A 13,391-nucleotide genomic window follows, 5' to 3' on the forward strand; every position below is an offset into this window, starting at 1 on the left:
CGTGCGGCCCAGATGCCGGCAGATGCGTCCAAGTGCCAGAAGTCTTCAGTTGGACTCACTGTTCACTCGTGGACATCGACGTGATTCAGCACGATTGAGGCTCGCTGACTTCGTGAGTTGTGTGAGAGGGGCACCTGCGTGGAGATGGTGATGCGCTATCAGGGGGTGAAGAAGAGCGATGACGATTCCGATCCCTGGCAGACCACGATCCACCCGGGGACGGTGCGCCGAGTGCTCGCCTACTTTCGCCCGCACATCCGCATGGTGGCGCTCTTCGTCGTAGTTGCCACGATGGAGGCGCTTACCGTCGCCGCAACTCCCTTGCTGCTGAGGGAGCTTGTCGACAACGGAATCGTCAAGAACGATCACGGGGTGGTGATCGTGACGGCATGCCTGGCCGCCGGACTTGCCGTGCTGGGCGCGGGGTTGTCGCTGGTGTCCGCCTATATCTCCGGGCGGATCGGGCAGGTGGTCACCTACGACCTCCGGGTCCAGGCGCTCGACCACGTCCGGCGGCTGCCGCTCGCGTTTTTCACCCGCACCCAGACGGGGGTGCTGGTCGGCCGGCTGCACACTGAACTCATCATGGTGCAGCAGCAGTTCAGCGGACTGCTGATGGCGGCCACCAGTGCGGTCATGGTCGTGGTGGTGCTGGCCGAGCTGTTCTACCTGTCGTGGCTTGTCGGCGTCATCACGCTGGCGCTGGTTCCGATATTCATCGTGCCCTGGGTTCGCGTGGGGCGGGTGATACAGCAGCGCACCCGACGGCAGATGGACGAGAACGCCGGCCTCGGCGGACAGCTGCAGGAGCGGTTCAACGTACAAGGGGCGATGCTCTCCAAGCTCTTCGGCCGTCCGGACGAGGAGATGGCCGAATTCGCGGATCGTGCCAATAGGATCCGCAAGATCGGCGTGAACCTTTCCGTCTGGGGCCGGATGGCCTTCGTGATGATGACGCTGATGGCCTCGCTCGGCACGGCGATCGTCTACGGGGTCGGTGGCGGGCTCGTGCTCGACGGGACCTTCCAGCTCGGCACGCTGATCGCCATCGCCACCCTGCTTCAGCGACTGTTCGGGCCGATCACGCAGCTGTCCGGGATGCAGCAGATCGCGCAGACCGTCGTGGTGAGCTTTTCCCGGGTCTTCGAACTGCTCGACCTGAAGCCGTTGATCCAGGAACGCCCCGATGCGGTCGCGCTCGCGAAGAACGTGGCGCCGGACATCGAGTTCGAGAATGTGTCGTTCCGCTATCCCACCGCGGACGAGGTCTCACTGGCGTCTCTGGAGCATCTGCGGACCGATCGCGAGCGCGGGAAAGTGATGCCGGATGTCCTGCGCGACGTGAGCTTTCACGTGCAGGCCGGAACCCTCACCGCGCTCGTCGGCCCGTCCGGCGCGGGGAAGAGCACCATGACTCACCTGGTGTCCCGGCTGTACGACGCGAACTCCGGGACCGTACGCGTCGGTGGACACGACCTGCGGGACCTCACCTTCGACTCGCTCCGCGAAACGGTAGGGGTGGTCAGCCAGGACGCCTACCTGTTCCACGACACGATCCGGGAGAACCTTCTCTACGCTCGCCCGACCGCCACCGAGGACGAGGTGATCGAGGCATGCAAAGGGGCCCAGATCTGGGATCTGATCGAATCCCTGCCCAGTGGGCTCGACACCGTCTCGGGCGATCGTGGCTACCGCATGTCGGGCGGGGAGAAGCAACGACTGGCCATTGCCCGGCTGCTGTTGAAGGCACCCTCGGTCGTCGTGCTGGACGAGGCCACCGCGCACCTGGACTCCGAGTCGGAGGCCGCCGTGCAGCGGGCACTCAAGATCGCCCTGCGCAACCGTACCTCGCTGGTGATCGCCCACCGGCTGTCCACGATCCGCGAGGCCGACCAGATTCTCGTGATCGACGACGGACGGGTCTGCGAGCACGGGACGCACGAGGAGTTGCTGGCCGAGGGTGGCCTCTATGCCGAGCTCTATCACACGCAGTTCGTCATGCCGGGAAGCAACGGCGCCGAGCCCACCGAACTCGGGACGGGGCTCGGACCGGACAACGCACTCCGGTCGGTGCATCAGGTGGTTCGTGAAGGAGAACGATGAATTCCACAGCGCAAGCCACACCGACGGTGATGGAGCTGTTCGCCTCGCACGTCGACCGGACGCCCGATGCGGTGGCCGTCGTCGACGGTGATCGGGTTCTGACGTATCGGCAACTCGACGAGCACGCGGGCCGGCTGGCCGGGCGCCTGATCAGTCGGGGCATCCGCCGCGGCGACCGCGTCGCGGTCATGATGGACCGTTCGGCCGACCTGTTGGTGGCGCTGCTCGCCGCATGGAAGGCGGGGGCGGTGTACGTGCCGGTGGATGCCGCCTATCCGGCGCGGCGGGTGGCGTTCATGGTGGCGGATGCAAAGGTGTCCCTGATGGTGTGCTCGGTCGCGGCGCGCGACGGCGTACCGGACGGGATCGAGTCGCTCGAGTTGGACACTGCCACGGACGACGGTGCGTGCGACGCGGCGGCGGTCACCGTGCACCCGGGCGATCTGGCCTACGTGATGTACACCTCCGGCTCGACGGGTACCCCGAAGGGGGTGGCCATCCCGCATCGCAGCCTTGTGGAGCTGGTGGAGAGTTCCGGCTGGGCGATGGAACCCGGCGACGCAGTCCTCATGCACGCGCCGTACGCCTTCGACGCTTCCATGTTCGAGATCTGGGTGCCGCTGGCGTGGGGCGCCCGTGTGATGATCGCCGGGCCGGGGCCGGTGGATGCCCAGCGCCTGCGGGAGTTGGTCGCGGCCGGGCTGACGAGGGCGTATCTGACCGCCGGGAACTTCCGCGCTGTGGCGGAGGAGTCGCCGGAGTCGTTCGCGGGGCTCCGTGAGGTGCAGACCGGTGGTGACCTGGTGCCCGCGCACGCGGTGCAAAGGGTGCGGGAGGCCTGTCCGCGAGCGCGGATTCGGCACATGTACGGCCCGACCGAAGCGACTGTGTGGGCGACGTGGCATGTGCTCGAACCAGGTGACGTGATGGGGCCGACGTTGCCGATCGGACGGCCGCTGTCGGGCCGCCGGGCTCACGTGCTCGACGAGTCGCTGCGGCCCGTGGGGCCGGGTGTGGTCGGTGAGCTGTACCTCTCCGGTGCCGGTCTGGCGGACGGCTACCTGAACCGGCCGGGTCTGACGGCGGAACGGTTCGTGGCGGATCCGTACGCACCCGACAGTGCCGCCGAGGGGGGTGGTGGTCACGTGACGGGTGGGCGGATGTACCGGACCGGGGACCTCGCCCAGTGGACCGCGGACGGTGAGTTGCTGTTCGCGGGCCGGGTCGATCACCAGGTGAAGATCCGCGGGTACCGGATCGAGCCCGGCGAGATCGAGGCCGCCCTGATGACTCAGCCGGGCGTCCACGACGCCGTGCTGGTGGCGATCGATGGGCGCCCGATCGGTTACGTGGTGGCGGACGGGGACGCGGATCCCGATCTCATCCGCGAGCGCCTCGGGGCGGAACTGCCGGAGTACTTGGTTCCGGCCGCTGTGATCGTGATGGACGCGCTGCCACTGACCGCCAACGGCAAGGTGGACCGAGCGGCGTTGCCCGCGCCCGAGTTCGAGGCGAATGCCACCGGCCGTGAACCCGTGACCGAGGCGGAGCGCGTCCTGTGCGATCTCTTCGCCGAGATGCTCGGCGTGGAACGAGTCGGTGTCGACGACGGCTTGATCCAGTTGGGCGGGGATTCGATCGGTGCGATGCGCTTGGCGGCACGTGCGTTCAAAGCCGGCCTGCTGCTGACACCCGCCCAGATCCTCAAGGAGCAGACCCCCGCACGGCTGGCGGCCGCGGCGCGTGCCGTACCGGCGGATCGCCCCGTCGACCAGCCGCTGATCGCTCTGACCGCGGAGGACAAGGCGGAGCCGGCGATCGCCGATTCGGAGGCGGAGGAGGTCTGGCCGCTGGCACCGCTCCAGGAGGGTTTGGTCTTCCAGTCGACCCTCGATGATCAGGGGCTCGGTGATCAGGGTCGCGACATCTACCAGGTGCACTGGCTCGTGGAGCTGAACGGACCGCTGGACGCGGCCCGGTTGCGGGCCACGTGGGAAGCGGTTTTCGCTCGGCACCCCCAGCTTCGACCGAGCTTCCACCGACTCCCGTCGGGCAAGACGGTGCAGGTCGTCCACCGGCACGTCACCTTGCCGTGGCAGGAGGTGGATCTGACGGGTGCGAGCGATGTCGATGCGGCCGTCGACGCCCTGGTCGAACGGGAACAGGAGAAGCGGTTCGATCTCGCCCAGGCTCCGCTGGCCCGGCTGGTGCTGATGCGGATCGCGGAGGACTGCCACCGCCTGCTGGTCGTCATTCACCACACCCTGATCGATGGTTGGTCGGTGGCGGTCATCCTCAACGAGGTGGCCGAGGCGTACACGGCCGGTGGGCAGCTCCCGGAACGGGCGGGTTCGGCCTCCTACCGGGATTACCTGGCGTGGCTGGACCGGCAGGACAAGGACGCGGCACGTGCGGCTTGGCGGGCGGAGCTGTCCGGTCTGGACGAGCCGGCGCTGGTCGCGACGGCGGCCTCCGCGGCGGACTACGACCACCGCGTCGTCCACCTGCCGACGGATCTTCACACCCGGCTGATGCGGTTGGCCCGCGACCACGGGCTGACGCTGAACACGGTGGTACAGGGTGCGTGGGCGTTGGTACTGGCGCGACTTCTGCGGCGGACCGATGTGGTCTTCGGCGCCACGGTCGCCTGTCGTCCCGCGGTGCTACCGGGGGTGGAGTCGATGCCGGGCCTCATGATGAACACGGTGCCGGTCCGGGTGCCCCTGGACGGCGGGCAATCGGTCATGGACATGCTCGCCGGGTTGCAGCACCGGCAGGCGGCCCTGATCCCGCATCAGCATCTGGGGCTGCCGGAGATCCAGAAGTCGGCCGGCTCCGGCGCGGCATTCGACACGTTGCTGGTGTTCGAGAACTATCCGCGCGACTTCGCAGGCCAATTCACGTATCTGGGCACGGTCGAGGGGACCCACTATCCGCTGACCCTCGGCATCATCCCGGGAGATCGTTTCCGGATCCAGCTCAGCTACTGGCACGGGCAGATCCGGGAGAGCGTCGCCGAGTCGGCTCTGCAGTGGTTCGTTGACGCGCTCGCCGCGCTGGTCGCTGATCCGTCCGGACTGGTGGGGCGGGTCGGTGTGGCTGAGGGCCAGGCGCACGACCCGGAACCGGCGTTGGTGGTGGGGGAGTCATTGCCGGCCTTGGTGAGGCGGGTGGTGACGGAGCGGTCGAACGACGTGGCGGTAGTGGACGGTGAGGGTGAGCTGTCGTTCGGGGAATTGTGGGACCGGGCGGTGGGATTGGCCGCTGTGCTGCGGGCCCGCGGGGTCGGGCCGGAGCGCCGGGTGGGCGTGGTGGTGGAGCGGTCGTCGTGGTGGCTGGTCGGGATACTGGGCGTGTCATTGGCCGGTGGTGCGTTCGTTCCGGTGGATCCGGCGTATCCGGCCGAACGCGTGAAGTGGATTCTTGACGACGCGGATCCGGTGTCGGTGGTGTGTGTGGGAACAACACGGTCGGCGGTGCCGGAGAAGTTCGCGGATCGGCTGGTAGTGGTTGGCGACGTCGATCTGGCGGGGGGCTCGGACGCGGGGCTGCCGCAGGTGGGTCCGGGTGACGCGGCGTACGTGATGTATACGTCGGGGTCGACGGGCGCTCCGAAGGGGGTCGTCGTCTCCCACGCGGGGCTCGGCAATCTGGCGGCGGCGCAGATCGACCGGTTCGGTGTGTCGCCGTCGTCACGGGTCCTGCAGTTCGCGGCGCTGGGCTTCGACGCCATGGTGTCGGAGGTGCTGATGGCATTGCTGTCGGGGGCGACGCTGGTCATGGCGCCGGCGCGGGATCTGCCGCCGCAGGTGTCGTTGGCCGAGGCGCTGGAACGGTGGCAGGTCACGCACGTGACGGTTCCGCCGTCTGTGCTGGGCACAGCCGACGCCTTGCCGGACGAGCTGCAGACGGTGGTAGTGGCGGGGGAGGCCTGTCCGCCGAGCCTGGTGGATCGCTGGTCGGAGGGGCGGCGGCTGATCGACGCCTATGGGCCTGCCGAGGCCACGGTATGCGCGGCGATGAGTACGCCGTTGACGGCGGGCCGGAATGTGGTCCCGATCGGGACGCCGATCGCGGGGGGCCGTTGTTATGTGCTGGACGCGTTCCTGCTTCCCCTGCCGCCGGGGATCGCTGGTGAGCTGTACGTGGCCGGAATCGGGCTGGCCCGCGGCTATCTGGGTCGCGCGGGATTGACTGCGGAGCGGTTCGTGGCCGATCCGTTCGCCCCCGGTGAGCGGATGTACCGGACAGGGGACCTGGCGTACTGGACGAGCCAGGGTGAGCTGGTGTTCGCAGGGCGGGCCGATGACCAGGTCAAGGTCCGTGGATTCCGGATCGAACCCGGCGAGATCGAGTCTGTCCTGTCCGACCACCCACGGGTCTCCCAAGCTGCGGTGACCGTCCGCGCGGACCGGCTGCTGGCTTATGTTTCACCGGGCGACATCGATCCGCGCGCGGTGCGCGAGGGGCTTGCCGCCCGGTTGCCTCAGCACATGGTGCCCGCGGCGGTGATAGTGCTGGACGCGCTGCCGGTGACGGCGAACGGGAAGATCGACCGGGGCGCGCTGCCTGATCCCGATTTCGCCGCTGCGACCGCTGGACGGGAGCCGGTCACGGAGGCCGAGCGCGTGTTGTGCGACCTCTTTGCCGAGGTGCTTGGTCTCGACAGGGTCGGTGCGGACGACAGCTTCTTCGAGCTGGGTGGGGATTCGATCCTCTCGATGCAGCTGGCGTCGCGGGCGCGGCATGCCGGTCTGACGTTCGCCTCGCGGGATGTCTTCGCGTGCAGGACGCCGGAGCGGCTCGCGCGGCTGGCGGCGGAATCGACGCTGCCGCACAGTGATCGTTCCCCCGCGGCTGATGGTGTGGGTGGCGTCGAGTGGACGCCGGTCATGCGGATGCTGGGGGATGGGGTTGTGGGGGCAGGGTTCGCCCAGTGGGCGGTGGTGGGTGCGCCGCCGGACTTGACGGAGGATGTGCTGGCCGCGGGGCTGGCGGCGCTGGTGGATTCGCATGACATGTTGCGTGTGCGGGTGGAGCCGGGCCGGTTGGTGGTGGGTGAGCCGGGGTCGGTGGATCCGTCCGGCCTGGTTACGCGCGTGGAGGCTGCCGGACGTCGGCTGGACGAGGTCGTGGAGGACGCCGCGCGGGGTGCGGTGGAGCGGCTCGATCCCGCGGCGGGTGTGGTGGTGCAGGCGGTATGGGTGGACGGAGGGCCGGATCGGCTGGGCCGGTTGGTGGTGGTGGTGCATCACCTGGCGGTCGACGGGGTGTCGTGGCGGGTCCTGCTGCCGGACCTGCAGGCCGCCTGCGAGGCGGTGGCCGCCGGGCGGGATCCGGTGGTGGAACCCGTGGAGGTGTCGTTCAGGCGGTGGGCAGGTCTGTTGGAGGAGTGGGCGGTCTCCGCGGAGCGCGTCGGTGAGCTGGCGGCGTGGGAGGCGATCGTCGGTCAGGAGGATCAGCCGTTCGGTGCGCGTGGGCTGACCACGGGCCGGGACGCGGGCGGTGCTGTGCGCTCGCGGTCGTGGGTCGCGCCGAAGGCGGAGACGTCGGTGCTGCTGGGGCGGGCTCCGGGGGTGTTCCACTGCGGGGCGCATGAAGTCCTGCTGGCCGGGCTGGCCGGCGCGGTGGCGCGGTGGCACGGCGGGGACGCGCTGTTGGTGGATGTGGAAAGCCATGGCCGTCATCCCGTCGACGGGATGGATCTGTCCAGGACAGTGGGCTGGTTCACCAGCGTGCATCCGGTGCGGCTGGATGTGGCGGGGATCGACCTGGCGGATGTGCTGTCCGGTGGTTCGGCGGCCGGGCGCCTGCTGAAGGTGGTCAAGGAGCAGTCGCGGGCGGTGCCCGGCGATGGGCTCGGCTACGGGTTGTTGCGCCATCTCAACGGTGAGACCGGGCCGGTTCTGGCGGCATTGCCGTCGCCCCAGATCGGGTTCAACTACCTGGGCCGGTTCGCTGTCGGTGACCAGAACGGTGTGCGGGCGTGGCAGTTGGCCGGGGACATCGGCAGTTCGATGGATGCGAGCACGGATCTGCCGCACGCGGTGGACGCCAACGCGATCGTCCAGGACCTGCCGGACGGTCCGGAGCTGACGCTCACGCTGGAATGGCCGGACGATCTGCTCGACGAGGCCGAGATCGAACGACTGGGCCAGGCATGGCTGGACATGTTGTCCGGGTTGGCCCGTCAGGCGGATGACCCTGCCGCAGGCGGACACACCGCATCCGACTTCGATCTCGTCGACCTGGAGCAGGACGAGATCGAGGCCCTTGAGGCCGAACACTCGGGTGCCGGTGGACTGGCCGAGGTGCTGCCGCTCTCACCGTTGCAGCACGGGCTGGCCTTCCACGCCGGCTACGTACGCGACGGCGTCGATGTCTACACCGCACAGGCGGTGCTGGACCTGACCGGTCCGCTGGATATGGAGCTGCTGCGGAAGTCGGTGCGCGGGCTGCTGGATCGGCATGCCAATCTCCGTGCCGGATTCCGGCACAGCGCCGCCGGGGCCCCCTACCAGGTGATCGCCGGCACCGTGGAGGTGCCATTGACCCAGGTGGACGTGACGGAATCGGTAGATCCGCAAGCCGAAGCGCTGGTGGTGGCCGCGGCCGAACGGGCAAGGCCGTTCGAGCTCGCCCGGCCCCCGCTGCTGCGGTTCGCGGTGATCGTGGTGGGTCCGGACGAGTACCGGCTGGTGCTGACCTCGCATCACATCCTGCTCGACGGCTGGTCGATACACCTGCTGCTGGATGAACTGTTCAAGCTGTACGGCAACGGAGCGGATCCGCTCGCGCTGGCGCCGGTGACGCCGTATCGGCAGTACCTGGCCTGGTTGAGCGAAACCGATCGGGACGCTGCCATCGCCGCATGGCGCAACGCTTTGGCCGGCCTGCCGGAGCCGACTCTGATCGCGGCGGACCGGCCGGTGCCGGTCCAGATGTCCGAACAGACATGGACCGCACTGGACGAGGCGTTCTTCGAGGCGTTGGCGGCGAGGGCCCGCGAGTTCGGCGTCACGGTCAGCACACTGCTGCAGGCGGTGTGGGGAGTGGTGCTGGCGGCGATAACCGGTCGCGACGATGTGGTGTTCGGGTCGGTGGTGTCCGGGCGCTCGGCCGAGCTTCCCGGGATCGAGACCATGGTCGGACTCTTCATCAACACCGTCCCGGTCCGGGTACGGATGCAGCCGCAGCACACCTTTGCCGAGCTGGTGCGGCGATTGCAGAGCGAGCAGACAGCGGTGCTCGCTCATCACCACCTCGGGCTCACCGACATTCAGCAGGCCGCCGGACTTGGGCAGCTGTTCGACACCCTCTTCGTCTACGAGAACTACCCCAAGCCTGCCGCAAGCGATGACGGAGCTGCCGACGCAGGACCGGATCGGTTGCGTGTGCGGGGTGTGACCGATGCCGATTCCACCCACTACCCCCTGGCACTGACGGCCATCCCGGACAACGGCCTGCAGCTGCGGCTGGAACGCCAGCCGGAGCTGGTCACCGCCGCGCAGGCCGATACCGTGCTGGACCGGTTCACGCAGGTGCTCGAAGCCCTGGTCGCTGCTCCGCAGGTGCCGCTGTCCGTGGTGCCGATCCTGACCGAGTCCGAACGGCAACAGCTGTGGGCGTGGAATGACACCGCGGCGGAGGTACCGGCACAGACGCTGCCGGAGATGTTCGCCGCGCAGGTCGCCGCCACCCCCGAGGCGACTGCGGCGATGTTCGAGAACCAGTCGCTGACCTACGCCCAGCTCGATGTCCGCGCCAACCAGTTTGCCCACTGGCTCATCGACCACGGCATCGGACCCGAGGACCGGGTCGCGATCATGTTGCCTCGCTGCCTGGAACTGGTTGTCGCCGTGCTGGGTGTCACCAAAGCCGGCGCCGCCTGGCTACCCATCGATGCGAACTACCCCCAGGCGCGCATCGACTACATCCTCGCGGACGCGCAACCGGCGGTCGTGGTGGACGAGTCGGTGGTGCGCGAGGTCAGCGGATACCCCACCGATCCGGTGCGGTTGCGGGCTGTGCCCGAAAATGCGGCCTACCTCATCTACACCTCCGGCTCCACCGGGGAACCCAAGGGCGTTGTGGTCAGCCATACCGGTCTGGCCAGTTTGGCCGGCAGCTTGGCCGAGCGGCTGGATCTGACCACACGGAGCCGGGTCCTGGCGTTGGCATCGCCGAGTTTCGATGTCTCGGTGCTGGAACTGCTCATGGCGATCGGTGGCGGCGCCGCACTGGTGGTTCCGCCTGAGGGTGTTGTGGCCGGTGGAGAGCTGGCCGAGGTGTTGGCCGACCGGGAGATCAGCCATGCGTTGATCCCGCCCCCCGTGCTGGCCACCGTTCCCGAATCACCCGAGTCGGTACTGCCATGCCTGGTACTGGGTGTGGCGGCGTGTCCTCCTGAACTCGTGCATCGGTGGTCGCCCGGGCGCCGGATGATCAACACCTATGGGCCGACCGAGGCCACCATCGCCATGACGATCGGTCGGCACATTCCGGTCGGTGATGAGATTCCGCCGGTCGGGTATCCGACCGCGAACGCGCGGGCGTTCGTGTTGGATTCGTGGTTGCGTCTGGTGCCGCCGGGTGCGGTGGGCGAGCTGTATATCGCTGGTGTGGGTGTGGCCCGGGGATATCTGGGCCGAGCGGGGTTGACCGCGGCTCGATTCGTAGCCGATCCGTTCGGTTCCGGTGAGCGGATGTATCGGACTGGGGATCTGGTCCGGTGGAACCCGGAAGGAGAGCTGGTCTTCGTCGGTCGTGTCGATGACCAGGTGAAGGTGCGGGGGTTCCGGGTTGAGCCCGGTGAGGTCGAGGCGGCGCTGGTGGCGCAGGAGTCGGTGGGCCAGGCGGTGGTGGTGGTCCGCGCCAGTCATGCCGGCGAACGGCTGGTGGGGTATGTGACCGCTGCCGGGGAGGCCGCAGTGGATGCCGTCGCGGTGCGCGAGGGTCTGGCGGCCCGGTTGCCGGAATATATGGTGCCGGCGGCAGTGGTGGTGCTCGAGGCGCTGCCATTGACATCGAACGGGAAGGTCGACCGCAAGGCGTTGCCGGAACCGGACTTCAGCGGACGCGTTTCGGACAGGGAGCCGGTCACAGAGGTCGAACGGATGCTGTGCGATCTGTTTGCCGAGGTGCTCGGTCTGCCGCGGGTCGGTGCGGACGACAGCTTCTTCGAGCTGGGCGGGGATTCGCTTCTCTCGATGCAACTGGCGGCGCGGGCCCGCCGTGACGGCATGGTCTTCGGCTCGCGGGAGGTGTTCGATCGTCGGACGCCTGCGGGCATCGCGACGATCGTAGAGCTGGGCGCGGATGATCCCGCTGCGGGCGGAGACATCACATCCGGCGTCGACCTCCTCGACCTGGACCAGGAGGAGATCGACGAATTCGAGGCCGAGTTCGACCACCGGTAGGACAGTGTCCTAAGTGGTGAGGCACGGCAGAACCTCAACATGCGGCGGGAGAAGTGGAGTTGGACGGTCTCAGGCGGGGTGTCGGAGATCGCGAAGCCACTGATCCCGCCGTCGAAGGTGCGGCCTCAGGGCGGCGGAACTCAGGACACGCCTGATGCGACGCTGTTCGCGGCCGTCACCCGGGGACTGGTCGCGGCTGCGCCCGGCGGGCGCTACCACCCTGCTTCGGCGTCTCCGAGTCCACGGCCCGCCGCCGCTTCCTGATGTGGTGCCAGATCAGGTGGTTCCGGGTCGGACGCCTCGTCCGTCACCGGATCACCTGCCGAAGTCATGGATCACGCCGCTTCGTCGGCGTCCGGCACGGGAGCGAACCTCCCGCGCAGCTCTCAGGTACTAGGAATGGATGGGGCCGTGATGCACTCCGCGCTGGTGATCGGCACAGGACTGATGGGTACGTCGGTGGCGTTGGCGCTGCGGGCGCGTGGCGTGACCGTGTACCTCAGGGACGTCGACTCGGCGGCTGCCCGGACGGCCGCGTCGCTGGGCGCCGGTACGGTGCAGTCGCCCACGGAAACCGTCGACCTGGCGATCGTTGCGGTGCCCCCGCCGCTGATCGGCAAGGTGCTGGCGGACGCACAGGGCGGGCACCTGGCGCGGCACTACACGGACGTGGCGAGCGTGAAGGCGGAAACGCAGCACGACGTCATCGCCCTCAATTGCGACACCTCGTGCTACATCGGCGGACATCCCATGGCGGGCGCGTCGCGCAGCGGTCCGCTGAGGGCCCGGGGCGACCTCTTCGAGGGCCGCACCTGGGCGCTGACGCCGACGGCGGACACCGACACCGAAACGCTCAACACGGCACTGGAACTGGTGACGCTGTGTGGCGCTGTTCCTGTGCTGATGGAGGCGGCGGCGCACGACCGTGCGGTGGCGCTGGTGTCCCATGCGCCCCATGTGGTGGCGAGCCTGGTCGCGATGCGCCTGGACAGAGCCGAGGAGCGTGAGGTGAGCCTGGCGGGCCCGGGGCTGCGGGACCTGACCCGGATCGCGGAGGCCGACCCCCAGCTCTGGCTGGACATCCTGGGCGGCAACGCCGCGGTCGTGGCGGACCTCCTGGACGAACTGGGCGCCGATCTGAGCGAGATGGTCGCCGGGCTGCGCGCCATGGCAGCGACGGACGAAGCCAAGCGCAGCAGTGGCATGAAGACGGTCGGGACCATGCTGCGCAGGGGGAAGTCAGGCCGCGGCCGCATCTCCGGTAAGCACGGGACGCAGCCTGAGCGGTTCGAATCGGTGACCGTGATGATCGGGGACCAACAGGGCGAACTGGCACGGCTGCTGACGGATGCGGACCGCGCGGACGTCAACATCGAGGACATCCGCATCGAGCATGCCACCGGCCGCCAGGCCGGCCTGGTCCATGTCAGCGTCGCTCCCGGCATGACGGCACCGCTGAGGGAAGCCCTGCGGATCGGCGGCTGGCACGAGCGCTGAGCGCCGGCCGCGGCCCGATGTGTGGTTCGCCCCCCCTGGGCGGCGAGGAGTTCGCTCCGCGGGTGTGCGACTGAAGATCATGGATTACGCCCGGTGCGAGGCGTGCGCGATGCCCTTGTCGAGCACGTGGAAGGGGAACGCGGACTGGACATCGGCCCCGTTGTCCGTCGGGATCACCTCGACCTGGAACGGCAGGCGCTGGATCGCAGCGGCCTTGTTGAGTTGTGGGTAGATCCGCAGGCCCTCGACCCCCTCGGCCCGGTAGCGGCGCTGCCCTGCCGTGGTACGCCCGCCGGCTGATCCCGAAGTACCGGCAGGACTTGGCGACATAGCCGGTGACCTATTCGACATGGCGCATGACGGCCAGGCGCC

4 protein-coding genes and 1 pseudogene are annotated in these 13,391 nt (G+C 68.6%); 4 read left to right on the forward strand and 1 reads right to left on the reverse strand.

The window, feature by feature from the left end; genetic code table 11:
• The first annotated feature begins 150 nt into the window (after positions 1-150).
• The 4 genes and pseudogenes from OHA98_RS39475 to OHA98_RS39490 all read left to right on the forward strand — a co-directional run bounded on the left by OHA98_RS39475 (position 151) and on the right by OHA98_RS39490 (position 13,019).
• Positions 151-2,103, forward strand: coding sequence for an ABC transporter ATP-binding protein (locus OHA98_RS39475; RefSeq protein WP_266932983.1), 1,953 nt, complete (start codon positions 151-153; stop codon positions 2,101-2,103).
• Positions 2,100-11,522 carry a non-ribosomal peptide synthetase gene (locus tag OHA98_RS39480; protein WP_266932984.1) on the forward strand — a complete coding sequence of 3,141 codons (9,423 nt, stop codon included), beginning with the start codon at positions 2,100-2,102 and terminating at the stop codon, positions 11,520-11,522. Before OHA98_RS39475 ends, OHA98_RS39480 begins: the two co-directional genes overlap by 4 nt.
• A 39-nt stretch (positions 11,523-11,561) precedes the next feature.
• A pseudogene (locus OHA98_RS39485) lies at positions 11,562-11,797 on the forward strand (transposase); the annotation flags it as partial.
• A 136-nt stretch (positions 11,798-11,933) separates the two neighbouring features.
• Positions 11,934-13,019 carry a prephenate dehydrogenase gene (locus OHA98_RS39490; protein ID WP_266932985.1) on the forward strand — a complete coding sequence of 362 codons (1,086 nt, stop codon included), beginning with the start codon at positions 11,934-11,936 and terminating at the stop codon, positions 13,017-13,019.
• Between the two features lie 84 nt (positions 13,020-13,103).
• Here the strand turns inward: OHA98_RS39490 and OHA98_RS39495 are convergent, their stop codons facing one another.
• On the reverse strand, positions 13,104-13,349 hold the full coding sequence (locus OHA98_RS39495; protein WP_266932986.1) for a hypothetical protein: 246 nt from the start codon (positions 13,347-13,349) through the stop codon (positions 13,104-13,106).
• Positions 13,350-13,391 lie beyond the last annotated feature (42 nt).

Source organism: Streptomyces sp. NBC_00654 (assembly GCF_026341775.1).
Lineage (GTDB): Bacteria > Actinomycetota > Actinomycetes > Streptomycetales > Streptomycetaceae > Streptomyces.

What these genes read in the sequence shown, in the direction of transcription:
- OHA98_RS39475 (WP_266932983.1), top strand. Translation starts at nt 151, where the DNA reads ATGCGCTATCAGGGGGTGAAGAAGAGCGATGACGATTCCGATCCCTGG.
- OHA98_RS39480 (WP_266932984.1), top strand. Translation starts at nt 2,100, where the DNA reads ATGAATTCCACAGCGCAAGCCACACCGACGGTGATGGAGCTGTTCGCC.
- OHA98_RS39495 (WP_266932986.1), bottom strand. Translation starts at nt 13,349, where the DNA reads ATGTCGCCAAGTCCTGCCGGTACTTCGGGATCAGCCGGCGGGCGTACC.